This is a genomic window from Neorhizobium tomejilense, assembly GCF_964254135.1.
GTDB classification, from domain to species: Bacteria; Pseudomonadota; Alphaproteobacteria; order Rhizobiales; family Rhizobiaceae; genus Neorhizobium; species Neorhizobium tomejilense.
Window position 1 is genome coordinate 1,857,729 of the sequence record NZ_CAXUSO020000001.1, and the last position, 26,332, is coordinate 1,884,060.

25 protein-coding genes are annotated in these 26,332 nt (G+C 63.4%); 13 read left to right on the forward strand and 12 right to left on the reverse strand.

Annotated elements, in window-relative coordinates:
* Nucleotides 1-10: 10 nt before the first annotated feature.
* The gene (locus ACSQ3G_RS09645) at nucleotides 11-997 is read right to left on the reverse strand and encodes an RgsD C-terminal domain-containing protein (protein ID WP_105415852.1); all 987 of its coding nucleotides are present in this window, start codon (nucleotides 995-997) and stop codon (nucleotides 11-13) included.
* A gap of 105 nt (nucleotides 998-1,102) precedes the next feature.
* On the opposite strand from ACSQ3G_RS09645, the gene ACSQ3G_RS09650 reads away from it, so the two are divergent.
* Nucleotides 1,103-1,681, forward strand: a complete 579-nt coding sequence (locus tag ACSQ3G_RS09650; RefSeq protein WP_105416642.1) for a nitroreductase family protein — start codon at nucleotides 1,103-1,105, stop codon at nucleotides 1,679-1,681.
* An 8-nt stretch (nucleotides 1,682-1,689) separates the two neighbouring features.
* Nucleotides 1,690-2,310 (forward strand): flavin reductase family protein, encoded by a 621-nt coding sequence (locus ACSQ3G_RS09655; protein WP_436109866.1) that lies wholly within the window; start codon nucleotides 1,690-1,692, stop codon nucleotides 2,308-2,310.
* Here ACSQ3G_RS09655 and ACSQ3G_RS09660 read toward each other — a convergent pair.
* Entirely contained in the window at nucleotides 2,300-3,085 is a 786-nt protein-coding gene (locus tag ACSQ3G_RS09660) for an aldolase/citrate lyase family protein (protein ID WP_436109867.1), read from the reverse strand. The genes ACSQ3G_RS09655 and ACSQ3G_RS09660 overlap by 11 nt on opposite strands.
* Here ACSQ3G_RS09660 and ACSQ3G_RS09665 point away from each other — a divergent pair.
* Entirely contained in the window at nucleotides 3,070-4,197 is a 1,128-nt protein-coding gene (locus ACSQ3G_RS09665) for a DUF2336 domain-containing protein (protein WP_105424442.1), read from the forward strand. The two genes, ACSQ3G_RS09660 and ACSQ3G_RS09665, sit on opposite strands and share 16 nt — an antisense overlap.
* Before the next feature lie 8 nt (nucleotides 4,198-4,205).
* Here the strand turns inward: ACSQ3G_RS09665 and ACSQ3G_RS09670 are convergent, their stop codons facing one another.
* Nucleotides 4,206-4,649, reverse strand: a complete 444-nt coding sequence (locus ACSQ3G_RS09670; RefSeq protein WP_105424441.1) for a hypothetical protein — start codon at nucleotides 4,647-4,649, stop codon at nucleotides 4,206-4,208.
* 119 nt (nucleotides 4,650-4,768) lie between these two features.
* Between ACSQ3G_RS09670 and ACSQ3G_RS09675 the strand changes: the two genes are divergently transcribed.
* Nucleotides 4,769-5,227 carry a GNAT family N-acetyltransferase gene (locus tag ACSQ3G_RS09675; protein WP_105424440.1) on the forward strand — a complete coding sequence of 153 codons (459 nt, stop codon included), beginning with the start codon at nucleotides 4,769-4,771 and terminating at the stop codon, nucleotides 5,225-5,227.
* Here the strand turns inward: ACSQ3G_RS09675 and ACSQ3G_RS09680 are convergent.
* Nucleotides 5,205-6,425 (reverse strand): AI-2E family transporter, encoded by a 1,221-nt coding sequence (locus ACSQ3G_RS09680; RefSeq protein ID WP_105404906.1) that lies wholly within the window; start codon nucleotides 6,423-6,425, stop codon nucleotides 5,205-5,207. The two genes, ACSQ3G_RS09675 and ACSQ3G_RS09680, sit on opposite strands and share 23 nt — an antisense overlap.
* Nucleotides 6,426-6,676: 251 nt before the next feature.
* Here ACSQ3G_RS09680 and ACSQ3G_RS09685 point away from each other — a divergent pair, with 251 nt between their 5' ends.
* Nucleotides 6,677-9,226 (forward strand): HWE histidine kinase domain-containing protein, encoded by a 2,550-nt coding sequence (locus ACSQ3G_RS09685; RefSeq protein ID WP_105424439.1) that lies wholly within the window; start codon nucleotides 6,677-6,679, stop codon nucleotides 9,224-9,226.
* Nucleotides 9,227-9,231: 5 nt separating this feature from the next.
* Nucleotides 9,232-9,603: a DoxX family protein gene (locus ACSQ3G_RS09690; RefSeq protein ID WP_436109868.1), complete on the forward strand. Its 372-nt coding sequence runs from the start codon at nucleotides 9,232-9,234 to the stop codon at nucleotides 9,601-9,603.
* Nucleotides 9,604-9,643: 40 nt separating this feature from the next.
* Here ACSQ3G_RS09690 and parE read toward each other — a convergent pair whose 3' ends face one another.
* Nucleotides 9,644-11,695 (reverse strand): DNA topoisomerase IV subunit B, encoded by a 2,052-nt coding sequence (gene parE, locus ACSQ3G_RS09695; protein WP_436109869.1) that lies wholly within the window; start codon nucleotides 11,693-11,695, stop codon nucleotides 9,644-9,646.
* 195 nt (nucleotides 11,696-11,890) lie between these two features.
* On the opposite strand from parE, the gene ACSQ3G_RS09700 reads away from it, so the two are divergent.
* From ACSQ3G_RS09700 to ACSQ3G_RS09720, 5 genes are all read left to right on the forward strand, one after another.
* On the forward strand, nucleotides 11,891-12,775 hold the full coding sequence (locus ACSQ3G_RS09700; protein WP_436109870.1) for an alpha/beta hydrolase: 885 nt from the start codon (nucleotides 11,891-11,893) through the stop codon (nucleotides 12,773-12,775).
* Nucleotides 12,776-12,919: 144 nt separating this feature from the next.
* Nucleotides 12,920-13,690 (forward strand): triose-phosphate isomerase, encoded by a 771-nt coding sequence (gene tpiA, locus ACSQ3G_RS09705; protein ID WP_436109871.1) that lies wholly within the window; start codon nucleotides 12,920-12,922, stop codon nucleotides 13,688-13,690.
* Between the two features lie 96 nt (nucleotides 13,691-13,786).
* Nucleotides 13,787-14,257 (forward strand): preprotein translocase subunit SecG, encoded by a 471-nt coding sequence (gene secG / locus ACSQ3G_RS09710; protein WP_038543050.1) that lies wholly within the window; start codon nucleotides 13,787-13,789, stop codon nucleotides 14,255-14,257.
* A gap of 135 nt (nucleotides 14,258-14,392) precedes the next feature.
* A complete protein-coding gene (gene pyrG, locus ACSQ3G_RS09715) occupies nucleotides 14,393-16,021 on the forward strand; it encodes a CTP synthase (protein WP_436109872.1) in 1,629 nt (542 codons plus the stop codon).
* A gap of 135 nt (nucleotides 16,022-16,156) precedes the next feature.
* Nucleotides 16,157-16,927, forward strand: a complete 771-nt coding sequence (locus ACSQ3G_RS09720) for an SDR family oxidoreductase (protein ID WP_436109873.1) — start codon at nucleotides 16,157-16,159, stop codon at nucleotides 16,925-16,927.
* Between the two features lie 7 nt (nucleotides 16,928-16,934).
* On the opposite strand, the gene ACSQ3G_RS09725 is transcribed toward ACSQ3G_RS09720, so the two are convergent.
* The gene (locus tag ACSQ3G_RS09725) at nucleotides 16,935-18,026 is read right to left on the reverse strand and encodes a citrate synthase/methylcitrate synthase (RefSeq protein WP_436109874.1); all 1,092 of its coding nucleotides are present in this window, start codon (nucleotides 18,024-18,026) and stop codon (nucleotides 16,935-16,937) included.
* A gap of 79 nt (nucleotides 18,027-18,105) precedes the next feature.
* On the opposite strand from ACSQ3G_RS09725, the gene ACSQ3G_RS09730 reads away from it, so the two are divergent.
* On the forward strand, nucleotides 18,106-19,248 hold the full coding sequence (locus ACSQ3G_RS09730) for a citrate synthase (RefSeq protein WP_436111696.1): 1,143 nt from the start codon (nucleotides 18,106-18,108) through the stop codon (nucleotides 19,246-19,248).
* 131 nt (nucleotides 19,249-19,379) lie between these two features.
* Nucleotides 19,380-19,772, forward strand: coding sequence for a VOC family protein (locus ACSQ3G_RS09735; protein ID WP_436109875.1), 393 nt, complete (start codon nucleotides 19,380-19,382; stop codon nucleotides 19,770-19,772).
* A 60-nt stretch (nucleotides 19,773-19,832) separates the two neighbouring features.
* On the opposite strand, the gene ACSQ3G_RS09740 is transcribed toward ACSQ3G_RS09735, so the two are convergent.
* The 6 genes from ACSQ3G_RS09740 to ACSQ3G_RS09765 form a co-directional block, all read right to left on the reverse strand.
* Nucleotides 19,833-21,047 carry a molybdopterin molybdotransferase MoeA gene (locus tag ACSQ3G_RS09740; RefSeq protein WP_436109876.1) on the reverse strand — a complete coding sequence of 405 codons (1,215 nt, stop codon included), beginning with the start codon at nucleotides 21,045-21,047 and terminating at the stop codon, nucleotides 19,833-19,835.
* A gap of 3 nt (nucleotides 21,048-21,050) precedes the next feature.
* Nucleotides 21,051-21,530, reverse strand: coding sequence for a cyclic pyranopterin monophosphate synthase MoaC (gene moaC, locus ACSQ3G_RS09745; RefSeq protein ID WP_436109877.1), 480 nt, complete (start codon nucleotides 21,528-21,530; stop codon nucleotides 21,051-21,053).
* On the reverse strand, nucleotides 21,530-22,345 hold the full coding sequence (gene trpC, locus ACSQ3G_RS09750) for an indole-3-glycerol phosphate synthase TrpC (protein WP_436109878.1): 816 nt from the start codon (nucleotides 22,343-22,345) through the stop codon (nucleotides 21,530-21,532). The genes moaC and trpC overlap by 1 nt, the downstream gene beginning before the upstream one ends.
* A gap of 4 nt (nucleotides 22,346-22,349) precedes the next feature.
* Entirely contained in the window at nucleotides 22,350-23,366 is a 1,017-nt protein-coding gene (trpD, locus tag ACSQ3G_RS09755; RefSeq protein ID WP_105424427.1) for an anthranilate phosphoribosyltransferase, read from the reverse strand.
* A 19-nt stretch (nucleotides 23,367-23,385) separates the two neighbouring features.
* Complete coding sequence (locus ACSQ3G_RS09760; protein WP_436109879.1) at nucleotides 23,386-25,269, reverse strand: peptidylprolyl isomerase; 1,884 nt, start codon at nucleotides 25,267-25,269, stop codon at nucleotides 23,386-23,388.
* A 118-nt stretch (nucleotides 25,270-25,387) separates the two neighbouring features.
* Nucleotides 25,388-26,305: a DUF72 domain-containing protein gene (locus ACSQ3G_RS09765; RefSeq protein ID WP_436109880.1), complete on the reverse strand. Its 918-nt coding sequence runs from the start codon at nucleotides 26,303-26,305 to the stop codon at nucleotides 25,388-25,390.
* Nucleotides 26,306-26,332: the final 27 nt, after the last annotated feature.

The following is a 26,332-nucleotide window of genomic DNA, read 5'->3' on the forward strand; positions in this document are numbered from 1 at the left end:
GGAAACCCGGCTAGTTCCTGTCATTGGCGACGGCGCCGGCGACCTGAGGCGTTTCACGCATCAGCACTTCGACCTCGGTATTGCGGCCGGCTTTGACGGTGAACGAGCGCTGATAGATCTTGGTCTTGTTGCGGGCGACAGCAAGATATTCGCCCTCTGACAGCACCATGGTGGAGAAAGCGCTGACGCTTTCGTTGACGATGTCCCCGGCGGCGGTCAGGACGGACCATGCCGTATCGGCAATCGCTTCGCCGCCCGGCTGGGAGACCAGCTTGAGGGTGATCTGCGCTGCACGATGCTGCAGCACTGCCTGGGTGAGCTTGCCGGCCTCCACCTGGATATCGGCCCGCACCACCGCGTTGACGCCGCCATATTCCGAGACGACATGATAGGTGCCGGCATTCAGCCGCACGACCGTATTCGGCTTCACGTCCGACATCACAAGCGCCCGGTCGCCGTTGTCGCGCACATCGGCCGAATAGACCGAAAAGCTCAGTTCCTTGGGCGGAATGCGCTGGTCAGTACCGGCAACCGCGTTCAGCACGAAACCGCCGGCATCGAGCACCAGCGTCTGTTTCGGCACGTTTCCGCTTTCGGGGACTTTCAGTTTCTTGGTGACGCCGGCGCGGCCGAAGGCGCAATTGACGAAATAGTCGCCGGGGGGGAGCTGGAACGACGCCGAGCCACCTTCGGAACTAGCCACCAGCGGCAATTTTCCGTCTTCGCCGGCGATCGGGCTGAAGACGCGCCAGGTGAGGCCTTCCTGCATGGGCTGTCCGTCGGACGTCAGCTTGGCGTCGAACTGCACGTCCCTTGAGAGTGAGCCGGGCGGGCCGCCGGGCAGAGCCGAGAAGGCATTGAGCTTGGGCATCTTCGCCGTGCTGTCCAGCGCGCGAAAATTCTTGAAGGCTTCTTCCTGGGCGAATGCGCTGAAAGCTGAGCCGAGAACCATCGCTCCGGCGAGAAACCAGCGTGCCGCAAGGGAAGTGCCTGCCATCTGTTGTACCGGTTGACTCTTGTTTTCCGAGACGTCACTTGAAGACCAATGACAAGGCAATTTCAAGACCTTCCCGACCGCCAGCTCCAAATGAAAGCTTTGACCATGCAAAATGACGTTAAACTCATCGATTTTCTGCGCGACAGGCATTCCACGCCGGTAGCCCAGATGAAGGAGCCGGCCCCGTCGCAGGAAGAACTAGAGGCGATTCTCACCTTCGCAACCCGCATTCCGGATCACGGCAAGCTGGCCCCCTGGCGCGTCATCGTCTATCGCGGCGACGTGCGCAGGACGCTCGGCGAACAGTTTCTGGCCCTGTCCCTCCAGAAGACGCCCGACATGGCCGAGGCTACCCGGCAGGCGGAGCTGACGCGCTTCACCCGTGCGCCGCTGGTCGTCGCCGTCGTCAGCACCGCGGCACCGCATCCGAAAATCCCTGAATGGGAACAGGTGCTTTCGGCCGGCGCCGTCTGCTTCAACATGCTGATGGCGGCAAACGCGCATGGCTATGTCGCCAACTGGCGTACGGAATGGGTCGCCTATGACGACGAGGCGCTGGCCCTCCTCGGCGTGAAGCCGGGCGAAAAGATCGCCGGTTTCATCCATATCGGCTCAAGCGATTTCGCGACGCCGGACCGCCCGCGGCCGGAATTGTCGCAGATCGTCACCTACGCCGGCGAATAGGGTTTTCGATGTTCTACACGACCGACACCAACCAGCATGGACTGAAGCACGATCCCTTCAAGGCGATCGTCGCGCCCCGCCCGATCGGCTGGATCGGCACGAAGGGCAGGGACGGGTCCATGAACCTGTCGCCCTATTCCTTCTTCAACGCCATTTCCGACAGCCCGAAACTGGTGATGTTTTCCTCCAGTGGCCGGAAGCACAGCCTGAAGAACGCCAAGGAAACCGGCGTCTTCACCGCAAGCCTCGCAAGCCGTCACCTGGCCGAGCAGATGAACGCCTCGTCGGCGCCGGTGCCCTATGGCGTCAGCGAGTTCGAGGTGGCGGGGCTGACCGCCAAGATGGCAGAACTCATCGATGCGCCTTACGTCGGCGAAGCCTATACGGTGCTGGAATGCCGCGTCACGCAGGTGATCCAGCCGGTCGGATTGGACGGCGAGCCGGCGGAGGCCTACATGGTGTTCGGCCAGGTGGTCGGCATCCATATCAGCGAGGAGATCCTGCGGGGCGGGCGGATCGACATGGGGCTTGCCCGGCCGATTGCGCGCATGGGTTATCGCGATTACGCCGACGGCGGCGCGGACGTGTTCGAAATGACCCGGCCGGCCGGCGCCGAGCCTAAACGCTGAAAATCCGATTGACGATCGGAATTTGATCGGAGCTGCGGCAGAGCTTGCCGGAGAAGCCGTTCGCTCTTGCTCTTTCGCAGTCAGACAGGAAGGCAGCCGCGTCCCCCGCGGGCGAGACGACATCGACGGCCGCTATGCCTGCGGCGGCGGCGGCGGTGAGCGCGATGGTTCCAGCCGCAACACGCGCGGTATCGGAGGAGGGGCCATAGCCGCCTTCCCAGCCGAGGGCCGCCAGACGATTGCTGCAGCGTTCGAAGCTGGAAGCGGCGAGGATGCCGGAGGCATTGGCAAGCGCGACGATCCGTGTCTTGCCTGGCGCCAGCCCCGCGCGGATTTCCGCCACGCGCAAAGCCATGTCGAGCCTCTGGACTTCGGCCCCGTTGCGGACGCCCGAGAGCACGACCGAGGCGGCCCCATATTGGATGGCGAGATCGATGGCGGCCTCCGTCCGTGCCGAAGAGAAAGCGGGCAGGAGAAACGAGAGGCCGGCGACCGGCGCCAAGTCGGCCCATGCCCGGCAGAAATCCCCAACCGCATTCCGCGACTCAGGAAGGCCCGTGAGATCGAGCACGACCACATCCGCGTCCGCCGAATGGACCGTTGAGGCCTCAGCAGACGGGGCGACGATAAACCAGGACCGTATTTTCAAGGACTTCGCCATGGTTAAGGAACGTGGTGAACCAATCTTAAACTTTTTGGCATTAGCGTGACGGATCAAGCCAGCCAGATCCGAACTGGCATGTGTAGTCGAGGCCGAGTGTGATCGTACAGGCATTTCTTCGTTGGGCAGAAACGGCAAGAACAGGCGAGAAGGCGAAGGCGGCCAATGCTCTCGGCCGGGCCTATCTCCACTCGCCCATGGGCGGTGAGCAGCATCGCGCCGCGGGCCTTGCCATGACCTATCTCCTCGACGATCCATCGCCGCATGTGCGCCTGGCGCTCGCGGAGGCTCTGGCGGACTCTCCCGATGCGCCGCGGGCCGTCATCGTGTGCCTTGCCGAAGACCAGCCGGAGATCGCCTGCACGGTCATCGCCTGTTCGCCCGTACTGACCGAAAACGACCTTGTCGATCTTGCCGGACGCAGCGACAGCCTGACCCGCGGAATGATCGCCGCAAGGCCGAACCTTTCTCGCGGGGTTGCAGCCGCGATCGCCGAGATCGGCGACGAATGCGAAGTCACCATCCTGCTGGAAAACGAGACCGCCTCGATCACCCGGGTTTCGCTCCGGCGGATCGCCGAGCGGTTCGGGCATTGCTGTGAAATCCGCAACCTGTTGCTGGAGCGCGACGCGCTGCCTGCGGACGCCCGCCACATGCTCGTCAACCACATTACCGCAGCACTTGCCGGCTCGGGACTGGTGCGGACCAGTATGGCGCCGGCGCGGATAGAGCACATGACCCGCGAGGCAGGCGAGGCTGCGGCCGTCGCCATTGCCGGCACCGTGCTGCAGGCAGAAATTCCCGGCCTGGTCGAACATTTGCGCACGGCCGGACGGCTGACGCCCGCCTTTCTCATCCATGCGCTCTGCAGCGGCAAGGTCGATTTCTTCGCAGGCGCGATGGTATCGCTTTCCGGCCTCGACGACCGCCGCGTGCGGGCAATCCTTGCGACCGGCCGTATGCATGCGGTGCGGGCGCTCTTCGAAGCCTCGGGCCTCGGACGGGATATCGCTGCCGTCTTCGTCGAAGCGGTCTTCCTCTGGCGCAAGGCGGCGGCAACCGGCGCGCTCGACAATATCGCCGGCCTGCTGCTCGAAAAGTTCCAGCGGTCGGACATGCAGCTTTCGCCGGTCTCCGACCTTCTCGACATGGTCGAGAAGCTGCATCGGCTGGACGTCCGGCTGAGCGCACGGTCCTACGCAACCGGAGTGTCGCTGGCGGCGTAACCGCCGGCTTAGCGCTCGAATCTCTTGGCGACCCAGGAATAGCCGTTCTCGACCAGCCGCACCGGACTGGTCATCAGCGTTTTTACCCCTTCGGTGGTCGGAAGCACGGTCTTGACCCGCTGGATGGCGCGGCCCGCCAGTGTTTCCTTCTCCTGCTGCGTCACCGGTTCCTGAGCAGGCGTCGCGGCCGGCTGTCCGGCTGGTGCTGGCGGCGCCGTCTCGGGTCGAGCCCGCGGCACCGGCGCATTGGCAATCTCTGCGGCTTCCGGCTTCTGGCAAACGGCGATAAGCATCGGATAGGGTTGGTTGGCATAACCGGACAGCTGCTGCTCCGACACGGAATTGCACAATTCGATGCTCGGCCAGCGATTTTCAGCAGTGGCAATATAGTGGCAGTCCGTTCCGGCGTCGTTGCAGCCGAGAATGGTCATGACAATCAGTGCGGAGTTCATGTCGTCCCCTAAAATGTGGTGGATGACTTAGATCGAACAATCTTGGCTCGACCAAGGCAGGTTTCACAGGCATGCCGCATCCGGTAAGGCATTCTCTTACCAAAGCTCCAGGAGGCAGAATGACCGTCACGATCGCGATCGAACCGCCACGCCAGGCGAGCGTGCTGAAGCTTCTTGAACTCTCCGACGCCTATGCGGCCTCGCTCTATCCCACCGAGAGCAATCATATGGTGGATGTCGCGACACTCGAAGGTCCCGGCGTCTCTTTCTTCGTGGCGCGCGATGGAGGCACGATCTTGGGCTGCGGCGCGCTGGTCGAGGCGGGCGACGGCACCGGGGAGATCAAACGGATGTTCGTCGACGAGGCGGCACGGGGGCTGAAACTCGGCAGGCGGCTGATGGATGCGATCCTGGAACGCGGCGGCGAGCTTCACCTGTCGGCGATCCGGCTGGAGACGGGCATCCATCAACCGCAGGCGATCGGACTTTATCACGCCTACGGCTTTTCGGAGATCGGGCCGTTCTCGAGCTACCGGCCCGATCCGCTCAGCATCTTCATGGAGAAGAGACTTTCCTGACCACGGGAAGATCGGGCGGAAGGTCCGGGGACGTCGCCGGCCCTTTGGCCAGATCGGCCGATTCGACCTCGGTCACATCGGCCATTTTCACTTCCCGGATCCATTCGCGCCAGATCGAGACGAGCAGCGCCATCAGGACCGGGCCGATGAACAGGCCGAGGAAACCCATGGTGCTGACACCGCCGACGAGCCCGAAGAATGTCGGCAGGAAGGGAAGCTTGATCGGACCGCCGACCAGGCGCGGCCGCAGCGTCTTGTCGACGATGAAGAGTTCGACCGTGCCCCAGAGGAAAAGCGCACCGCCGGCGACATAGGCGCCGTTGGCGACCAGATAAAACGAGATCAGCGTGAAAGACAGCGGCGCGCCGCCGGGGATGAGCGCCATCAGGCCGGTCAATACGCCGAGCGTGACGGGTGAGGGGACGCCGGCGATCCAGTAGGCGATGCCGAGTACGATGCCTTCGCCGATCGCAATCAGCGTCTGTCCGGTGACGGTGGAGCTGATCGTTCTTGGAACGATGCGCGAGATGCGTTCCCAGCGGGTCGGCAGGATGCGCTCGCCGAGAAGGTCGATCTGCTCGCTGAAGGAGCCGCCGTCGCGATAGACGAAGAACAGAGCGATCAGCATGAAGAGCAGCGTCAGCACCAGATGGAAGGCGCCGTCGCCTGCCGCCACGATGGCGCGGTAGATATTGCCGATATTGGCGCCCGAGACGATCTGGATGAGTTCGCCGACCGCACCGGGCGAGCCGACATGCTGGACCCACTGGATGCCCAGCCATTCGCCGACCCAGGGAAGGCCGGTGATCCAGGCGGGCGGCGGGGCGCCGAAACGGTTCACTTCAGCCGCCCAGATGATCCACTGGCGCACTTCGCCGATCGTATAGGAGATCGCGATGCCGATCGGCACGATCAGGAAGGTCAGGATGAAGATGATGGCGAGCGAGGCGCCGATGGTGGTGTTGCCGCCGGTCCGGCGCAGCAGCTCGCGATAAAGCGGCCAGCTGGCAAAGCCGATCACCAGCGCGGCGAGAACCGGAACCAGGAATCCGTGGAAGAAATAGATGCCGGCAGCGGCGACGAGCACGAGAAGCCAGCGAGCCGCGGAGATCGGCGGGATCAGCGCGACCCTGCTCGGTGCGACCGGCCCAAGCCAGCGCGGCTCTTTCGGGCCTCTGCGATCGTTATTTCCGCTCACCGAATTTCCTTTTTTCGTTTTCACCATCATATGGCTTATGAGGTCCGCTGGTACAAGACTAATGCGTCATCCATTAAAATGAAGCTTACTCCTTGCCCTAGACGGCAGATACGATAGAAATATGAAATCACCTTCCGGCAGAGCCGGAAATACGATGCAAACCTTCTTGATGACGTTTTCCTAACCTTAAGGATGCCGAAGCGTCTGCTGTCCCCATTGTATTGGCCGGACTGTCTTCAGGGACTTGTAACATGCCTCACAGGGATGCGGTCGACCTTAGCAATTGCGACCGAGAGCCGATCCATATCCCCGGCAGCATTCAACCCCATGGATGCCTTATCGCCTGCGACGCCGCTGGCGCGGAGATCGTGCAACACTCCGCCAATGTGGCGGACATGCTTTCGATCACGGGAGACATCAACGGCCGGCGGCTGGAGGAGATCGTCGGCGGGGAGGCGGCTCACACATTGCGCAATGCGCTCGCCACCTCCGACAACCCTGCGAGGCCGGCGCTTCGGCATGGCCTCAGGTTTGCCTCGGGAGCCGCTTTCGACGTCGCGATCCATCGTTTCGAATCGAAGGTGATCCTGGAGTTCGAGCCGGCATCGACCGATTCCGACCAGCCGCTCGAAGTGGCGCGCATGCTGATCAGCCGCATCCGCAACGTCGCCAGCCTCGACCGGCTGATCGAAAGCTCGGTGCGGCTGATCTATGCCATGCTCGGCTACGACCGGGTGATGATCTATCGCTTCGAGGAGGACGGCGCCGGAAAAGTCGTCAGCGAATACAAGAGGCGCGACCTCGAAAGCTTCAAGGGCCAGTATTTCCCGGCAGGCGACATCCCGAAACAGGCCCGCGCGCTTTACGTCAAGAACACGGTGCGGGTGATTTCCGACGCCAGCAACCCGCGCATCCCGATCGTGCCAGAAACCGACGAGACCGGCGAGGCGCTCGATCTGTCCTTCGCGCACCTGCGCAGCGTTTCGCCCGTCCATTGCGAATATCTGCGCAACATGGGCGTCGCCGCTTCGATGTCGATTTCGGTCGTGGTGGACAATGAACTCTGGGGCCTGATCGCCTGCCACCACTATTCTCCGAAAGTGCTCTCGATGCCGCAGCGGGTGGCGGCGGAAACCTTTGGCGAATTTTTCTCGCTGCATCTGAGCGCATTGAAACAGCGGCAGCTCATGGAGACCGCGGGCCAGGCGCGACGTTCGCTCGACCGCTTCCTGCAGGCCGCCTCCCACCATGCGGACATCACCGGCCTGCTGCGCAGCTCGCTTGGGGAATTCAGCCGGATGCTGACCTGTGACGGCGTCGGCCTGTTGCTCGACGGCGTTTGGACCGGCGATGGGGCCGTGCCGCCGCAAAACCTGATAGCAGAGCTCGCCGAACTTGTCGGCGGTGCCTCGGGCGGCAGGATCTGGTCCAGCTTCCAGCTCTCGTTGGATCTGCCGGGGCTGCCCATTTCTCCGGACACGATCTGCGGCCTGCTGGCCATCCCGCTTTCGCAGAGGCCGCGCGACTACCTGTTCTTCTTCCGCCGCGAAAAGGTGCAGACGCTCGACTGGGCGGGCAATCCTGAAAAATCCTACGAGACGGGACCGCTCGGCGATCGACTGACGCCCCGCAAGAGTTTCGCCATATGGAAGGAGATGGTGCATCAGCAGGCACAGCCCTGGACCGATGCCGACCGCGAGATCGCCGACGCGATCCGCGCCGTGCTGGTCGAGGTGGTTCTGCATCACAACGAACTGCTGGCCGACGAACGCGGCAAGGCGGACGTGCGCCAGCGGATGCTGAACGAGGAGCTCAACCATCGGGTCAAGAACATCCTTGCGGTGATCAAGGCGCTGGTCGGGCACTCGGTCGACGCCGACGTCAGCCTCAAGGATTATGTCGGCTCGCTCAAGGGGCGCATCCAGGCACTTGCCTTCGCCCATGACCAGGTGGTGCGCGGCGGCGACGGCGGCGTGCTGTCCGATCTTCTGGAAGCGGAGCTGAAGCCCTACAGGGAGGGAACGCGCAACGTCACACTCAAGGGTCCGCGCATATGGCTCGACAGCCGCGCCTTTTCGGTGATGGCGCTGGTCTTGCACGAGATGTCGACCAATGCGGCAAAATACGGCTCGCTCTCCGTCAATGGCGGACGGTTGGATGTCGAGTGGCGACGGCTTGCCAACCACGACTGCGAACTCGTCTGGACCGAGAACGGCGGGCCACCGGTAAGCCTCCCGTCACGCGCCGGCTTTGGCAGCGTCCTGATCACCCGCAGCGTGCCTTACGAACTGGAGGGCGAGGCGAAGATCGAATATCCGCCCGAAGGGGTGAGGGCGCGCTTCGTGGTGCCGTCGAAACACATCCACGGCGATGATGAGCTGGCGGAAGTCGAAACCGAGGAAAGCAGCAGCGCCGTCAGCGATGACACGGCTACGCCGCGGCTTCAGGATCTCGAATTCCTGCTTGTCGAGGACCAGATGCTGATCGCCGCGGACGTGGAAGCGATGCTTGCCGAGCATGGCATCGACAAGGTGACGACGACGCCCTCTGTCGCCGACGCGTTCCGCAAGCTCAAGGAAATCAGGTTCGACGTCGCGATCCTCGACGTCAATCTCGGCTCCGGCACATCGCTGCCGATCGCCGAGGAACTGATCCGCCGGGACATTCCGTTCATTTTCGCGACCGGCTACAGCGACAAGTCGATCATCCCGGCAAGTTTTTCGGCGCCTGTCGTCCTCAAGCCCTATGAGGCGGCAGCGTTGATCGGCGCGGTTACCAAGGTGCTCGGCGAACGGAGTTGACTTCCATGACCACACCGGAATTCCTGATGGTCTTCGGACGCGTGCTCATCGGGGGCCTTTTCGTGGTGGCCGGCGTCCGGCATTTCTTCATCCTTCCCGCGGTGACCGCGCCGATGGCGGCGCGGGGCATACCTCATCCGGGGCTAGTTCTGATCACCGGCAGTATCTTCGAGGCGTTTGCCGGCTTGATGGTGATCTTCGGTTTTTACGCCGGCTGGGCGGCACTTGGGCTTGTCGCCTTCACGCTCATCGCCTCGTGGATAATGCTCGACTTCTGGAACAAGGACGGCTTTCCGCGCGACGGCGCGATCAATGGCTGGACCGCCAATATCGGCGTGATCGGCGGCCTGCTGATCGTAGCCGCCCAAGATCTTTGAAAATATGGGCCTCTGAAAATATCCGAGCCGGGAATCCGGCTCAGATATCGAGGTTTTCAGCAAACGCGGCGCGCTCCTGAATGAAGCGGAAGCGGGCATCCGCCTTGGTGCCCATCAGGTTGTCGACGGCCTCGCGGGTGCCTTCGAAATCCACGTCGTCGATGGCGATGCGCAGCAGCGTGCGATGGGCAGGATCCATCGTCGTTTCCTTCAGCTGCGCCGCCATCATCTCGCCAAGGCCTTTGAAGCGGCCGATCTCGACCTTCTTGCCCTTGAACACCGTTTCCATCAGCTCCGCCCGGTGGGCATCGTCACGGGCATAGACGGTCTTGCCGCCCTGGCGCAGCACGTAGAGCGGCGGCACTGCCAGATAGAGGTGGTTGCCGCGGATCAACTCGGGCATTTCCTGGTAGAAGAAGGTGATCAGCAGCGAGGCGATATGGGCGCCGTCGACGTCCGCATCGGTCATGATGATGATGCGCTCGTAACGCAGGTCTTCCTCGCGGTATTTCGTCCGCGTGCCGCAGCCAAGCGCCTGGATGAGATCGGCGATCTGCTGGTTGGCGGACAGCTTTTCGCGGCTGGCGCTGCCGACGTTGAGGATCTTTCCGCGCAAGGGCAGGATGGCCTGGTTGGCGCGGTTGCGGCCCTGCTTGGCGGAGCCACCGGCCGAGTCACCTTCGACGATGAAGAGTTCCGCACCTTCGGCGGTGTTCTGCGAGCAGTCGGCGAGCTTGCCGGGCAGGCGCAGCTTGCGCACCGCCGTCTTGCGGTTGACTTCCTTTTCCTTGCGGCGGCGCAGGCGCTCTTCGGCGCGCTCGATCACCCATTCGAGGAGTTTCGCGGCCTCCGCCGGATTGCCAGCAAGATAGTGGTCGAAGGGATCGCGCAGGATGTTTTCGACGATGCGCTGGGCTTCGACGGTCGCCAGCTTGTCCTTGGTCTGGCCGACGAATTCCGGCTCGCGGATGAAGACCGAGAGCATGCCGACCGCCGAGATCATCACGTCGTCGGTGGTGATGTCCTTCGCACGCTTGTTCTGGGTCAGGTCCGCATAGTTCTTGAGGCCCTTGGTGAGCGCGATGCGCAGACCCGCCTCATGGGTGCCGCCTTCGGGGGTCGGGATGGTGTTGCAATAGGAATGCAGCTCCGGATCGCCGCCATACCAGGTGATCGCCCATTCCATCGCGCCATGGCCGCCGGTCTTCTCAGTGCGGCCGGCGAAGATTTCGCGCGTTACCGTGAAGTCCTTGCCAAGCGTGGCGGAAAGATAGTCCTTCAGGCCGCCGGGGAAGTGGAAGACCGCCTTTTCCGGAATGTCACCGCCGGCGGGAACCATGCCCGGATCGCAGCTCCAGCGGATCTCGACGCCGCCGAACAGATAGGCCTTGGAGCGCGCCATGCGAAAAATGCGACCGGCATCGAATTTCGCGTGGTCGCCGAAGATCTGCGGGTCGGGATGGAAGCGCACCCGGGTGCCGCGCCGGTTATGGACGTCGCCGAGTTCCTCCAGGCCGCCCTGCGGCATGCCGCGCGAAAAACGCTGGCGGTAGAGTTTGCGATTGCGGGCGACTTCGACTTCGAGAAGGTCGGACAGCGCATTGACGACGGAAACGCCGACGCCGTGCAGACCGCCGGATGTCTCATAGGCCTTGCCGTCGAACTTACCGCCCGCATGCAGCTTGGTCATGATCACTTCGAGCGTCGATTTGCCCGGAACCTGGGGGTGATTCTCGACAGGGATGCCGCGGCCGTTGTCGGTGACCGTCAGGAAACCCTCGGCATCGAGATGCACGTCGATGAAGTCCGCATGGCCTGCAACCGCTTCGTCCATCGAATTGTCGATGACCTCGGCGAAGAGGTGATGCATCGCCTTTTCGTCGGTGCCGCCGATATACATGCCGGGGCGCATGCGGACCGGTTCCAGGCCCTCGAGCACGCGGATCGAGGAGGCGCCGTAGTCGTCGCCGGACAGGGTCGTCGGCGCCGGGCGCGGTGTGGAGGGCTCTGCCTTGAGGGCGGGCGCGGGTTCGGCGGCGACCGCCTTGGCTGTCACCGGCAAATCGGCAAAAAGGTCGTTATTGTCATCCATTGGCTGCGTCGGTACTACCTGTCGGGGTGCGGAAGAGGAAGCCATACCCATCTCGTGCTGTTTCGAATCACTCGCGATTCTGCCAGAAACCCGGCTTTTTCGCGATGCCGCATGGAAACGGTCGTTTTTCACCAATGCTGCGCCGATCGGGCCATGGCAAGCTTGCGAGGCTGAAGGAACCGGATGAAACAAAGCATGTCCACAGTTCATTTCGTTTTCGGCACGTTTCTTGCTGTGCTGGCAACTCTTGCTGCAGCGCCGGCAGGAGCACAGGAGGGGCCGATAAAGCCTTTCAAGGATGAACTTTTTTCCCAGATGACGGTGCTGAAATCCTTGGACGGCGGCGCCTACGAGGTGATCGACTACCAGGAAATGCGCGACATCAACGGCCGCGACCGCGAGCCGGAACGGCGCGTCAAGGACGAATATGTTTCCCTGGGCGTCAGGCGCTATCAGCAGAACGAGACGCTGAACCTGGCCGGGCGCCGGATCGATGTCACCAGGGTGGGACAGGCGGACGGCGCCGCCTTCACGGTGATCTTCATCCATGGGCGCGGTGGCGACCGCCGGCTCGGCGCCAACGACTATACGTTCGGCGGCAATTTCAACCGCCTGAAGAACCTCGCTACCGGCAATGGCGGCACCTATTATTCACCGAGCGTCACCTCGTTCGACGGCAATGGTGTCGCCGATATCGCGGCGCTGATCCGCTATGCGTTCGACCAGTCGCCCGGGCGGCCGGTCATCCTCGCCTGCGCCTCGATGGGCGGCTTCATATGCCAGGGCATCAGCCGCGACGAGCAGGCCGTCCGGTATCTGAAGGGCATGGCGCTGCTCGGCGGCCCGCCGGACCCGGAATTGCCGAAATCGCTTCTGGCAAAGCGCAAGCTGCCCATTTATTTCGCGCATGGCGGCAGCGACAGCGTCTACAAGTTCGAGGATCAGGAAGCGGTCCATCGCAAGCTGAAGGCCGCGCGCTACCCGACCCGGTTCACGCTGTTTGCGACGGGCAGCCACGGCACGCCGATCCGGATGGTCGATTGGCGGAACGTCCTGAATTTTCTGCTGACCGGCCACTGAAATGCCGGTTGTTAACCAAGGTCCTGAACCAAAACCTGTCTTTTGCATACCAATTCACGCAGGATATGTCTAAAAACAGTTTCCCGAATAGACGGAGGCCTCGGTTTTGCTGGTCGGAACCGAACGGAGAGGAAATATTTGCCTATGACGCCTGATGTGCGCCCGCTCGTTGCCGGAAACTGGAAGATGAACGGCACCCGCGAGTTCCTGACCGAAATCAAGACGATTGCCGATGGCGTGATCGGACCGTTGTCGGAAAAGGTCGATGTGCTGATCTGCCCGCCGGCGACGCTGCTCTATGTCGCAACCGCCCTGGCGACCGACAGCCCGCTCGAAATCGGCGGCCAGGATTGCCACCAGAACATGTGCGGCGCCCATACGGGCGATATTTCTGCGGAGATGATCGCCGACTGCTTCGGCACTTACGTGATCGTCGGCCATTCCGAACGCCGAGCCGACCATGCGGAGACCGATCATCTGGTCCGCGCCAAGGCGGAGGCGGCCTATGCCGCCGACCTGACGGCGATCGTCTGCATCGGCGAAACCGGCGACGAACGCGACGCCTACCAGACCCTCGACATCCTGAAACGCCAGATTTTCGGCTCGCTGCCCCTCTCGGCAAACGCTGCCAACACTGTCGTCGCCTATGAACCGATCTGGGCGATCGGCACCGGATTGACGCCGACCGTCAAGGATATCGAAATCGCCCATGCATTCATGCGGGCAGAACTCGTTCAGCGGTTCGGCGATGAAGGCAGACAGATGCGCATCCTCTATGGCGGTTCGGTCAAGCCCGGCAATGCCCGGGAGTTGATGGGCGTCGAGAATGTCGACGGCGCACTGATCGGCGGCGCGAGCTTGAAAGCCGAGGACTTTCTCGCCATCTATCGGGTCTATGAGGGACTGACGGCCTAAAGCTTTTTGATAAGGGCTTGGAATGCACGCGAGCCTCATGTAAAGAGCCGCCAATCTTCTTCTATTGCCTCGTCGAGGGGCAGGGATCTTTAATTCATGCAGACCGTTCTGATCGTTATTCATCTCATGATCGTGCTGGCGCTTGTCGGCGTCGTGCTGATCCAGCGCTCCGAAGGCGGCGGGCTTGGCATCGGCGGCGGCTCCGGCTTCATGTCGGCACGCGGCACCGCCAATGCGCTGACCCGCACGACCGCCATCCTCGCGACGCTGTTCTTCATCACCTCGCTGGCGCTCGGCATCCTCGCGCGGTACGAATCCCGTCCGAGCGACATCCTGAACCGCATCCCGCAGAGCCAGCAGGGCACCGGCGGCGGCATTCTCGACCAGCTCGGCCCGGCACCCGCACCCGCTCCGGCAGGCAACGGCGTTCCGTCCGGTTCCGGCGCATCCGCTCCGGCAGCCCCGGCGACTGGTGCTGCCCCTGCAACGCCGGCTCCTGCGGCCCCCGCCACCGGTTCGGCGCCTGCCGCTCCGGCTGCACCGACGGGTGTTCCGACCGGCCAATAAGGCTCGGTCAACGTTTCAAGATCCGGCAGGCCAAAAGCCTGCCGGTTTTATTTTGTGAAGATTCCACAGCCGTTTTTATAAAGCAGACGATTTGGGCTGGCGGAATCACCAATGAAAAGGTATCCGGTGAATCCCATGGCGCGATATGTATTCATAACTGGCGGCGTGGTTTCTTCCCTCGGAAAAGGAATTGCGGCCGCGGCACTCGGAGCTTTGTTACAAGCACGAGGTTACCGGGTTCGGCTGAGGAAGCTCGATCCTTATCTCAACGTCGACCCGGGCACGATGAGCCCGACGCAGCACGGCGAGGTTTTTGTCACCGACGACGGGGCGGAAACCGACCTCGATCTCGGTCACTACGAACGCTTCACGGGGCGTTCGGCGACGAAGACCGACAACATCACCACGGGTCGCATCTACAAGAACATCATCGACAAGGAACGCCGTGGCGACTATCTCGGCGCGACCGTCCAGGTGATCCCACACGTTACCAACGAGATCAAGGATTTCGTTACCGAAGGCAATGACGACTATGATTTCGTCATCTGCGAGATCGGCGGCACGGTCGGCGACATCGAGGCGATGCCGTTCATGGAAGCGATCCGCCAGCTCGGCAACGACCTGCCGCGCGGCACCGCGATCTATCTTCACCTGACCCTGATGCCGTTCATTCCGGCGGCCGGCGAATTGAAGACCAAGCCGACCCAGCATTCCGTCAAGGAGCTGCAGGCGATGGGGATCGCCCCCGACATCCTGCTGGTGCGCGCCGACCGGGAAATCCCGGAGGCCGAACGCCGCAAGCTGTCGCTGTTCTGCAACGTCCGCCCGTCCGCGGTCATCCAGGCGCTCGACGTCGCCAATATCTACGACGTGCCGATGGCCTATCACAAGGAAGGCCTCGACAGTGAGGTGCTCGCCGCCTTCGGCATCGAACCGGCCCCCAAGCCGCGTCTCGACGCCTGGGAAGAGGTCTGCAACCGCATCCGCACCCCGGAAGGCGAAGTGACGATCGCGATCGTCGGCAAGTACACAGGCCTCAAGGACGCCTACAAGTCGCTGATCGAGGCGCTGCATCACGGTGGCATCGCCAACCACGTCAAGGTCAACCTCGAATGGATCGAGTCGGAGATTTTCGAGAAGGAAGATCCGGCACCTTGGCTCGAAAAAGTTCACGGTATCTTGGTACCGGGCGGATTCGGCGAGCGCGGCTCGCAGGGCAAGATCAATGCGGCCCGTTTCGCGCGCGAACGCAAGGTGCCGTATTTCGGCATCTGCTTCGGCATGCAGATGGCCGTCATCGAGGCTGCCCGCAACCTCGCCGGCATCGACAAGGCATCGTCGACGGAATTCGGCCCTTCCAAGGAGCCGGTGGTCGGCCTGATGACCGAATGGGTGAAGGGCAACGAGCTCGAAATCCGCTCGGCCGCGGGTGACCTCGGAGGCACGATGCGACTCGGCGCCTACAAGGCGGCGCTCAAGAAGGAAACCAAGATCGCGGAGATCTACGGCTCGACCGATATTTCCGAGCGTCACCGCCACCGTTACGAGGTGAATGTCGACTACAAGGACCGGCTGGAAAACTGCGGCCTGGTCTTCTCGGGCATGTCGCCGGACGGCGTGCTGCCGGAGACGATCGAATATCCGGACCATCCCTGGTTCATCGGCGTCCAGTACCATCCGGAACTGAAGAGCCGGCCGCTCGATCCGCATCCGCTGTTTGCGAGCTTCATCGAAGCGGCCCTGGAACAGAGCCGCCTCGTCTGAGCAAATTCAAAAAGGCAGGGTTTCGCATCCTGCCTTTTTGCCGTCAGGCGGAGACCTTCTGTTTTCGCACTGGCGGGATTACTTCAACATCCCTTATGCTTCGCCGAATTGCTCTTTTCATTTCAGCGGTGCGATATGGCCATTTTCGACAGATTTTCCCTCATTGGGCGCGTGGCGCTGGTGACCGGCAGCGGCCGAGGGCTCGGCCTGCAGATGGCGAAGGCTCTGGCGGGGGCCGGCGCGCATGTCGTACTTAGCGGCCGCTCCGGCGACATGCTCGACGAGGCCGTGGCTTCCATCGCCGATGCGGGCGGCAAGGCGAGCGCTGCCGCCTTCGACGTCGCAGATCTCGATGCCGGACGCGAGGCGATCGCAAAGCTCCATGCAGATCATGGCCGGCTGGATATCCTGATCAACAATGTCGGTGCCCGCGACCGGCGCCCGTTTGCAGCGTTCAGCGATGCCGAAATCCTCAACCTGATCCAGACCGACCTGCTCTCGGCAATCGCCTTGTCCCGCAAAGCCGCGGATATCATGAAGGCTCAGGGCCATGGCCGTCTCATCTCGGTCACGTCGATCATCGGCAACATGGCCCGTTCGGGCGATGCCATCTATCCCGTCGCCAAACAGGGCCTGACCGGTCTGGTGCGAAGCCTGGCAGTCGAATACGGTCCCTTCGGTGTCACCAGTAATGCGATTGCGCCCGGCATGTTCGCCACCGAGACCAATGCGGCGATTTCCGCGGAACCCGACATGATCGCTTTCATGCGCCAGCGCGTGCCGCTGCAGCGCTGGGGCCGGCCCGACGAGATCGCCGGCGCCGCGCTGTTCCTGGCAAGCGACGCCGGCTCCTTCGTCAACGGCCATGTGCTGACCGTCGACGGCGGCATGTCTATCCAGATGTGATCGCCAGTCATGCCGCCTGGGGCAGGGGGCCGACATAGACCGAGCGGGGCCGGATCAGCCGGCCTTCCAGCGCTTGTTCACGGGCATGGGCCACCCAGCCGACCGTGCGGCCGATCGCAAAGACGCCGGTGAAGGCAGCTCGCGGAAATTTCAGCGCATCGAGCAGCAGGGCTGTATAGAACTCGACATTGACGTCGAGCGGCCGGTCCGGCTTGCGCTCCCTGAGGATGGCGAGTGCCGCCTGCTCGACGGCTTCGGCGAGCCGGATGCGGTCCGGGTCCACCTGTCCGGTCATGACCAAGGGCCGCAATGCGCCTTTCAGCGCGTCGGCGCGGGGATCGCGGACGCGGTAGATGCGGTGCCCGAACCCCATCAGCCGTTCGCCGCGATCGAGCGCCTGGCCGAGCCAGGCCTTGGCGTTGTCCTCGCTGCCGATCGCATCCAGCATGTCGAGCACCGGTCCCGGCGCACCGCCATGCAACGGTCCCTTGAGCGCGCTGATGGCAGCCAGCACCGATGACGTGAGGCCTGCACCGGTCGAGGCGACGACGCGCGAGGCGAAGGTCGAGGCGTTGAGACCGTGATCCGCGATCATCACCAGATAGGCGTCCAGCGCTGCGACCTGTTCGCGCGTCGGCAGGCTGGCGTTCAGCATGGCGAGGATATCGGCGGACTGGGAAAGCGACGGAGTGGGCGCCACCGGCGTCTCTCCCTTCTGGAGCCTCAGCACGGCCGGCAGGAAGACGGCGGGGGCGGCCAGCAGCCGAAGCGTGGTTTCGAAATCTTCGCCGTCCGGCAATCGTGCGATCAGGGCGCGCATGGCATCGACAGGCGGCAGGCTCAGAAGCGCGGCATCTGCCGCCCGTACATGCGCAAAAACTTCGGCGCGGGCCTGGCCGAGGCGGACCTTGAGATCGGCCGCGGTGACGGCACGTTCCAGGAAGCCATCGAGGAGCAGCGCTGCAGCATCTTCATAGGTCGCGCGCTCGACAAGCAGGTCGAGAGATACGCCGCGAATGACGAGGCGGCCCGCTTCTCCGTCCACGTCCGAAAGCCGGGTCTCGGCGGCAATGACATCTTCAAGTCCGTTGTTTTTCATGGGTGTTTCTCCTTTACGAGCTTGATGATCCGACCTAGTCTTATTGACGTCAATCTTGATGCAATCGATCAACATGAACATGCTCTGGATCACCGCCGAAGAGGCGCTCTCCCGCCTCGGGACCAAACCGCAGACGCTTTATGCCAATGTCAGCCGCGGCCGCATCCGCGCCAAGCCGGACCCTGCCGATCCGCGCCGCAGCCTGTATCAGGCAGACGACGTCAAGCGCCTCTCGGAACGACATGCCGGGCGGCGACAATCGGCGGCGGTGGCAGCGGACGCGATCCGCTGGGGCGACCCGGTCCTGCCGACGACAATCTCGACGATTTCCAACGAGCGGCTTTTCTATCGCGGCCGCGATGCAGCCGAACTGTGCGAACATGCCACGCTGGAAGAGGTCGCAGCACTTCTCTGGGATACGGAAAGCGTGCCCGTCGCCGCAGGCAGGGCAGGGCAGAGCGGCCCCACCCGCATGGCTGCGGCCTTTGCCGGGCTTGCCGCTCGGGTGATGAGCGACCTGCCGGCGCTGCGGCGAAAACCCTCCATCCTGCGCACGGAAGCAGCCGACGTGCTATCCACCGTCGCCATGGCGCTTGCACCGTGGCCGGAACCGCTGCCCCTGCATGAGCGGCTGGCGCTCGGCTGGCAGCGTCCCGATGCGGCCGAACCGATCCGCAGGGCGCTGGTGCTGGCGGCCGAACACGAACTCAACGTTTCCGCCTTTGCGGCGCGCGTGACGGCGTCGTCGGGCGCCGCACTTTCCGCTGCGACGCTTTCCGGCCTTGCGACGCTCACAGGTCCGCGGCATGGCGGCGCCTGGACCAGCGTCACGGTGCTTGCGGAAAAGGCGGCGTCGTTCGGCGTGCGCGAGGCGATCCGTAGCATGCTGTCCTCTGAAGGCGTCGTCAGGCCCTTCGGTCACCGGCTCTATCCGCACGGCGATCCACGGGCACGGGCGCTGATGGCGAGCTTCGAAACGCCGCCACTCTACGCCTCGCTTGCCGAAGCGGGGGAGGAACTGCTCGGCGAACCGATCAACATCGATTTTGCACTGGCATCGCTTGCCGCAACTTTTTCGCTCCCGGAAGACGCACCTCTCGTCATCTTTGCGCTTTCACGCACTACCGGCTGGCTGGCGCATGCCATGGAGCAGGTCGAGAGCGGACATCTGATCCGTCCACGGGCGCGTTATACCGGCCCCGGCGGCGAATCCGGTGCATAGCGTCCGTTAAAGGCCGGAGGCTTCCACGGCTGACATGACACCACCACAATAACTCCTTTATCCTGCCGGGGAATCACGGGTGAGCATGGACGATGTTGGGTAGTAATTTCAGCTTGAGTTTGAGCCTGTTCGTGGCACAGGGACGCGAACGCGACACGGCCGAGTTCTACAAGAACGTCTTCGGCGCCACGGAAACGAATTCCTATGAAATGCTGCGCCTGATGATGATCGAGCTGCAGCTCGGACCGATCGGCATCGTCGTCTGCGGATCGGATCCGGAAAGGGAGTCAGCACCTTCCTATCAGGGGCCTTACCATCCGAAAAACGACGGCGCCGTCAGCACGATCTTCCAGCTGACGGTGCCGGACGTCGAAAGCGTCGTCGAGGCGGCGTTCCAATTCGGCGGCATGACGCGTGACAGGATCCAGACGGACATGAACGGTCGCCAGGTGGCGTCGATCTTCGATCCGGCCGGTCATGTCTGGGTGCTGACCGAGCGCGAGCGGGAGCAGGACGAGGAATAGTCTCGTCGCGGCCGTTCGGGTCGCGGATAGTGACCGGGCCGCCGGACGGATCGGGTCAGCTCAAGGGCGGATCAGCAGGATCGGGCAGGGGGCGCCGGCCGGCAGCTCCGGCGCGTGCGCCGGGCGGATGATGAGGCCGTCGGAATGGGCAAAGATCTTCATCATCGATGAATCCTGCTTCGCGAAGGCCTCCGCGACGAGATTGCCGTCGCGGTCCCTCGTCAGCCTGGCGCGCAGATAATCCTGGCGCTGGTCGTTGGCGGCCAGTTTGCTTGCCGCGACGCCCTGCACCTCCCTGCGCTTTTCCGGCAGGTGCGCGAGCTTGCGGATCAGCGGCTCGAGGAAGAGCAGGCTAGTGACCAGGCTCGCCACCGGATTGCCGGGCAGGCCGAGAACCTGCATTTCGCCCAGCGCGCCGACCATCAGCGGCTTGCCCGGCCGCATGGCGATGCGCCAGAAATCCAGCTCCATGCCGGCCGCTTTCAGCGTCGATTGCACGAGGTCATGATCACCGACCGAGGCGCCGCCGAGGGTCACCAGCACGTCGGCCTTGGCCGCACGGGCCTTGTCGATAGCCGCGGTGATATCCTCAGGCCGGTCGCGGACGATTCCGAGATCGAGGACCTCGCCGCCATTGTCGCGCACCAGGGCGGAAACGCCGAAGGTGTTGGAGGCTATGATCTGCGCGCTCCCGAGCGTGGCGCCGGGCGGGATAAGCTCATCTCCGGTCGCAAGGACTGCGACGCGCGGACGGCGATGGACGGAAAGCTCCGGGTGGTTCATGGCCGCAGCGACCGTCAGATGCGAGAAGTCGATGAGCGTGCCGGCCGGGAGCACGGTTTCGCCCTCGGCGAAATCCTGGCCGCGAGGGCGCACGTGCCGGCCTTTGATGACTTCGAACCTGGTGCGGATGCGGTTGCCTTCGAGCTTTTCGGCATCCTCCTGGATGAGAATGGAATCGGCACCTTCCGGCAGGGGTGCACCGGTGAAGATGCGCACAGTCTCACCCTTGCCGACCGTGCCTTCGAAGGCGTGGCCGGCGGCGGCGGTACCGATCACGGTCAGTTCGGTCCCGATCGCCGGTACGTTGGAAGCCTTGAGCGCATAGCCATCCATGGCAGACGCGTCGAAGGGAGGCTGGGTGAGGCGGGCAACGAGGTCCGTCGCAAGGACGCGGCCGTTTGCGTCGCCAAGAGCGACCGTCTCCATCGTGCCGATCGGATTGGCCTTGCCGAGCAGGCGGTTCTTCGCTTCGGAAACAGGCAGCAACGCCATTTCTCAGTCCTCTGCGCGATAGGTTCCGGACTTGCCGCCGGTCTTTTCGAGAAGGCGGATGCCGCCGATCTCCATGGCCCGGTCGGCGGCCTTGGCCATGTCGTAGATCGTCAGGCAGGCGACCGAGGCGGCCGTCAGCGCTTCCATCTCGACGCCGGTCTTGCCGGTGAGTTTGACGGTTGCGGTCACCCGAAGGCCCGGAAGCTGCTCGTCCTCGATGATATCCACGACCACCTTGGTCAGCATCAACGGGTGGCAGAGCGGGATGAGATCCGAGGTCTTCTTGGCGGCCATGATGCCGGCGAGCCGCGCCGTGCCGATCACGTCACCCTTCTTGGCATTGCCCTCGCGGATCGTTGCCAGCGTTTCCGGCAGCATCCGGACATAACCCTCGGCGGTCGCCGAGCGGCTGGTCTCGGCCTTGTCGCCGACATCGACCATATGCGCCTCGCCGGAAGCGCCGATATGGGTGAGGCCGGTCATTATTCTGCCGCCTGGGCCGCAGCCTCGCCGGTCAGGAGAAGGCGTGTGGCGGCGGCCACGTCGTCCTTGCGCATCAGGCTTTCGCCGACCAGGAAGGTGTTGATGCCGACCTTTTTCAGGCGCTGGCAGTCCTCATGGCTGAATATGCCGCTTTCGCCGACGAGCAGCCGGTCGGCCGGCACCATCGGCGCCAGCCGCTCGCTCGTTTCGAGATTGAGCTCGAAGGTGCGCAGATTACGGTTGTTGATGCCGATCAGCGGCGAGGGGAGCTTCAGCGCCCGCTCCGTTTCCTCTTCGTCATGCACCTCGATCAGCGCGTCCATGCCGAGTTCGGCGGTCACGTCGTATAGCTCGCGCGCCTCGTCGTCGGAAAGCGAGGCCATGATCAGCAGGATGCAGTCGGCGCCCCAGGCGCGCGCCTCGTGGATCTGGTAGGTCTCGAACATGAAATCCTTGCGCAGCGCCGGCAGCGAACAGGCGTTGCGGGCAGCGGTCAGGAATTCCGGCGCGCCCTGGAAGCTCGGCGCATCGGTGAGGACGGAGAGGCAGGTGGCACCACCGGCTTCGTAGGCTGCTGCAAGCGACGGCGGATCGAAATCCGGGCGGATGAGGCCCTTGGACGGACTTGCCTTCTTGATCTCGGCGATCAGCCCGAAGGCACCGCTATCCTGCCTCGCCTTCAGTGCGCGATGAAAGCCGCGCGGGGAGGGCTGGTCCGCAGCGCGGGCCTTCAGCTCCGCAAGCGGTACGCTCGCCTTGGCAGCGGCGATTTCCTCGCGCTTGTAGGCTTCGATCCTCTTGAGGATATCCGTCATGACCTCAATCCTTTTCGTTCGAGACGGCAACCAGACGGTCGAGCGCAGCAGCTGCCTGGCCGCCATCCAGCGAACGGGTGGCAAGCCTCATGCCGTCGGCGATCGTTTCCGCCTTGCCGGCGACGACCAGCGAGGCAGCCGCATTGCAGAGCGAAATATCGCGATAGGCATTCTTGGCACCACCGAGCACGGCGCGCAATGCGGCCGCGTTGTGCACGCCATCGCCGCCCTTGAGTTCGTCCAGCGTTGCGGGCTGAACGCCGAAATCCATCGGCGTCAGTTCGAAAGAGCGGATCTTGCCGTCTTCCAGCGCCGTCACCTGGGTGATACCCGTGGTGGTGATCTCGTCCATGCCGTCGCCGTGGACGATCCAGACCGTCTCCGAACCGAGATCGCGCAGGACTTCGGCGATAGGCCCCAGCCATTTCGGCGCAAACACGCCGAGAAGCTGGCGTTTGGCGCCGGCAGGGTTTGAAAGCGGGCCGAGCAGGTTGAAGATCGTGCGGGTCCCGAGCTCGACGCGGCTCGGCCCCACATGGCGCATCGCCGCGTGATGCATCGACGCGAACATGAAGCCGATGCTGGCTTGCGTGATGCAGCGGGAGATCTGGTCGGGCCCGATCTCCAGGTTGACGCCCAGAACCGACAGCGTATCGGCAGTGCCGGATTTCGAACTCAGCGCCCGGTTGCCGTGCTTGGCGACCGGGACGCCACAGCCGGCGACGATCAGGGAGGCAAGCGTCGAGATATTGTAGGTGCCGAGGCCGTCGCCGCCGGTGCCGACGATGTCGATGGCGTCGGCAGGGCCGGAGACGGGCAGCATCTTCGATCGCATGGTTTCGACCGCGCCGGTGATCTCGGCAACCGTCTCGCCGCGCACGCGCAGCGCCATCAGGAAGCCGCCGATCTGAGACGGCGTCGCCTCGCCGGACATCAGGATGTCAAAAGCGCCTCGCGCCTCTTCGTGACTGAGGCTCTCGCCATTGGCAACCTTGGCAAGCAGGGGTTTCAGCTCAGGCATGGTCGGCCGTCCCTCTGGTTTACTGCAGCATGGCCTGATCGACGACGGTCTGGTTGACGGACACGCCGTAGCTTGTCTTCAGACTGTTGACCATCTGATCGAGCATGTCGTCACCGGCAGCGTTCGCCATCTGCTGCAGCTGCTGGTCGCCGGAAACCGCATCCGTCGTTGCCTGGTCCACGGCGGCCACCTTCATCAGAAGGCGGCTTTCACCGTCGGAACCGATCGCGGTCGCAGTCTTGTTGACCGGGCCGGAGAAGGCCGCCGAAATCGCCTCGTTGCCGAAGATCGCGTCCTCGGCGCCACGGCGCAGGCCCTGCTTGTTTTCGACCGCTACGCCAAGTTCGGTGGCGATGGCTGCAAGCGTCTCGCCCTTGTCGAGGCGGTTCTTGAGCTCGGTCGCGCGGGCGGTGAGCGCCTGGCGCTGCTGTTCGGCGGTCCAGTCGGCAACGGCCTTTTCGCGCACATCGGCGAGCGGGCGGTCGCGCTCGGGCACGATGTTGCGCACCTCGAACCAGACATAACCGTCATTGCCGAGGTTGACCGGAATGGTGTCGGCGCCGGGCTCGGTCCGGAAAACATCGCCGAGCAGCGCGGCGGAAGCCGGCAGTTCGGTGATGCGCTGCTCCTTCTCGTCGCGGCCGGAGGCATCGGATGTCACGGTAACGGCCTTGAGGTTGAGCGCCTTGGCAGTCTCCTCGAGCGAGGTGCCGCCGCTACGCATGTCCTCGAAACGGTCGTGAACGCTCAAAACTTCCTGGGACGCGGAAGAGACGGCAAGCCGCTTGCGGATGTCTTCCTTGACCTCGTCGAACGAACGCGTCGTTTCCGGGCGGATATTGGTGACGCGCAGGATGACCGGGCCGAAGGTGCCGTCGATGACCGGCGTCGTTCCGCCGCTGGCGGCGACCTTGAAGGCCGGATCGGCAAAGGCCGGATCGGGCACGTTCTCCCTGGTGAAATCGCCGAGCCGAACGTCCGTCGCCGTCTTGCCCTGATCCTTGATGATCTGGTCGAAAGTGGCGGTGCCGTCCTTCAGCTGCGTCGCGGCCGCCTGCGCCATTTCCTTGTTGGGGAAGGGGAGCTGCTCGATCGTGCGGGTTTCGTGCGTCTTGAAGCTGTCCTTGCGCTTGTCATATTCGGCGCGCGCCGCTTCGTCGGTAATCGAAGATGCGTCGGCGATGTCGCCCGGCTGCAGCTTCACATAGGTGAAAGTGCGGTATTCGGGTGCGCGGTAACGGGTCTTCACGCCCTCGAACCATGCAGCGAGCACATCGTTTGCCGGCGCCTTCACCGGATCGATATTGGCGTTGGAGAGCAGGATGTAGTCGATCGTGCGGGTTTCGTCACGATAGCTCTTCAAGGCATCGACCAGCACTTTCGGCGGCTGGAAGCCATCCGAAACTGCCTCGACGATCTGACTGCGGACCGCGACCTTGCTGCGCTCCTTGATGTAGTCGTCCTCCCGAATGCCGGCATTGCGCAGGCGAGAGGTGAAGAGGTTGCGGTCGAACTGGCCGTTGACGCCCTTGAAGGCCGGGTCCTCGGCGATCAGGTTGGCGAGGCGGTCCTCCGAAAGGCCGAGGTTCATGTCGTCGGAAAGCTGATCGAGCGCGGCGCCGGCTGCGAGCTGCGTGAACACCTCGTTCTGGATGCCGAAGGCGCGGGCCTGCTCGGCCGTCAACTGCGTCCCGAACTGGCGGCTGAGATTGGCGATCTGCCGCTGGTAGGCGAGGCGGAATTCCTCGCTCGAAATCTGCTGGTCCCCGACGGTCATCACCGTGTTGCCGCCGGTCGTCACCAACGACTGAGAAGCACCCCAGACGGCAAACGAGGCAACCAGAAGCAGGAGAAGCGACTTGGCAACCCAGGAGCGGGCGGCGTTTCTGAGGGAATCAAGCATTTATCAACATACCTTGCGAACAGTCCTACCGCCCGGAAAAGGCGGATTGAAGGACTGTCTCTAAATCAAACCGAGATAGAAATGAAGGCATGCCGACGGAAAAGCGAAAACCTCCCGTTCAGGCGCGTCTGGCGGTCTTCGCAATCGACGAAATCGGCCCCGCATCAAGCCGGTCGGCGAGGGCCTGGGCATCCCGCGGGGCGCGCACTTTCACGTCGTTGTCGAAGTAGACATAGACATCCCGGCCGTGCGCACGCGGTGGGGAAGGCGGCCCCACGCGTTCCGCGTCTTTCGGGTCGCGACCCTTCGTCCATTGGCGGATGAGCTGCGCCCAGCGGTCGAGCGCCTCGTCATCATATCCGCTGACATAGAGCTGCTCGGAGCCGTGCAGGCGGCAATAGACGAAATCCGCGGTGAGATCCATCAGCAGAGGCCACTCGACCGTGTCTGCGACAACCAGGCCGACCCTGTAGTGGCGCAGCAGGTCGATGAAATCCTGTGAGCGGAAGCTGTCGTGGCGAATCTCCAATGCATGGCGGATCGGCCGATCCGCATCCGTCTTCACATAGTCGCGCCCGTCGAGGCGCGAGTCGTGCCGCGCCGCGAGGTCGAGGGCATCTCCCGTGGTCTTCGGCAGCAGCTTCAGAAACGGCTCGAAACGTTCCGTCGAAAATTTCATCCGCGGGGGAAACTGCCAGAGGACGGGCCCCAGCTTCTTGCCGAGGCGCAGGACGCCGGACGCCAGGAAGTTGGCGAGCGGCGTTTCGATATCGGTGAGGCGGCGCATATGGGTAATGTAACGCGACCCCTTGATCGCGAAGACGAAGTCGTCGGGTGTCGCGTCATACCAGGCGGCAAAGCTCTCCGGCCGTTGAAGTCCGTAGAAGGTGCCGTTGATCTCGATCGAGCGGAAATGCTCGGCGGCGTAGGTGAGTTCCTGCTTCTGCGGCAGGCCCTCGGGATAAAACACGCCGCGCCAGGGCTTGTAGGTCCAGCCCGAAATGCCGATCCGGATATCGCCCGATCTCTTCTTCATCGCACCACCTGACGTCATGGTGGCCCG

Coding starts and splice junctions, on each gene's coding strand:
- ACSQ3G_RS09645 (WP_105415852.1), bottom strand. CDS start 997: ATGGCAGGCACTTCCCTTGCGGCACGCTGGTTTCTCGCCGGAGCGATG.
- ACSQ3G_RS09650 (WP_105416642.1), top strand. CDS start 1,103: ATGCAAAATGACGTTAAACTCATCGATTTTCTGCGCGACAGGCATTCC.
- ACSQ3G_RS09655 (WP_436109866.1), top strand. CDS start 1,690: ATGTTCTACACGACCGACACCAACCAGCATGGACTGAAGCACGATCCC.
- ACSQ3G_RS09660 (WP_436109867.1), bottom strand. CDS start 3,085: ATGCCTGTACGATCACACTCGGCCTCGACTACACATGCCAGTTCGGAT.
- ACSQ3G_RS09670 (WP_105424441.1), bottom strand. CDS start 4,649: ATGAACTCCGCACTGATTGTCATGACCATTCTCGGCTGCAACGACGCC.
- ACSQ3G_RS09675 (WP_105424440.1), top strand. CDS start 4,769: ATGACCGTCACGATCGCGATCGAACCGCCACGCCAGGCGAGCGTGCTG.
- ACSQ3G_RS09685 (WP_105424439.1), top strand. CDS start 6,677: ATGCCTCACAGGGATGCGGTCGACCTTAGCAATTGCGACCGAGAGCCG.
- ACSQ3G_RS09690 (WP_436109868.1), top strand. CDS start 9,232: ATGACCACACCGGAATTCCTGATGGTCTTCGGACGCGTGCTCATCGGG.
- parE (WP_436109869.1), bottom strand. CDS start 11,695: ATGGATGACAATAACGACCTTTTTGCCGATTTGCCGGTGACAGCCAAG.
- ACSQ3G_RS09700 (WP_436109870.1), top strand. CDS start 11,891: ATGTCCACAGTTCATTTCGTTTTCGGCACGTTTCTTGCTGTGCTGGCA.
- tpiA (WP_436109871.1), top strand. CDS start 12,920: ATGACGCCTGATGTGCGCCCGCTCGTTGCCGGAAACTGGAAGATGAAC.
- secG (WP_038543050.1), top strand. CDS start 13,787: ATGCAGACCGTTCTGATCGTTATTCATCTCATGATCGTGCTGGCGCTT.
- pyrG (WP_436109872.1), top strand. CDS start 14,393: ATGGCGCGATATGTATTCATAACTGGCGGCGTGGTTTCTTCCCTCGGA.
- ACSQ3G_RS09720 (WP_436109873.1), top strand. CDS start 16,157: ATGGCCATTTTCGACAGATTTTCCCTCATTGGGCGCGTGGCGCTGGTG.
- ACSQ3G_RS09725 (WP_436109874.1), bottom strand. CDS start 18,026: ATGAAAAACAACGGACTTGAAGATGTCATTGCCGCCGAGACCCGGCTT.
- ACSQ3G_RS09730 (WP_436111696.1), top strand. CDS start 18,106: ATGCTCTGGATCACCGCCGAAGAGGCGCTCTCCCGCCTCGGGACCAAA.
- ACSQ3G_RS09740 (WP_436109876.1), bottom strand. CDS start 21,047: ATGGCGTTGCTGCCTGTTTCCGAAGCGAAGAACCGCCTGCTCGGCAAG.
- moaC (WP_436109877.1), bottom strand. CDS start 21,530: ATGACCGGCCTCACCCATATCGGCGCTTCCGGCGAGGCGCATATGGTC.
- trpC (WP_436109878.1), bottom strand. CDS start 22,345: ATGACGGATATCCTCAAGAGGATCGAAGCCTACAAGCGCGAGGAAATC.
- trpD (WP_105424427.1), bottom strand. CDS start 23,366: ATGCCTGAGCTGAAACCCCTGCTTGCCAAGGTTGCCAATGGCGAGAGC.
- ACSQ3G_RS09760 (WP_436109879.1), bottom strand. CDS start 25,269: ATGCTTGATTCCCTCAGAAACGCCGCCCGCTCCTGGGTTGCCAAGTCG.
- ACSQ3G_RS09765 (WP_436109880.1), bottom strand. CDS start 26,305: ATGAAGAAGAGATCGGGCGATATCCGGATCGGCATTTCGGGCTGGACC.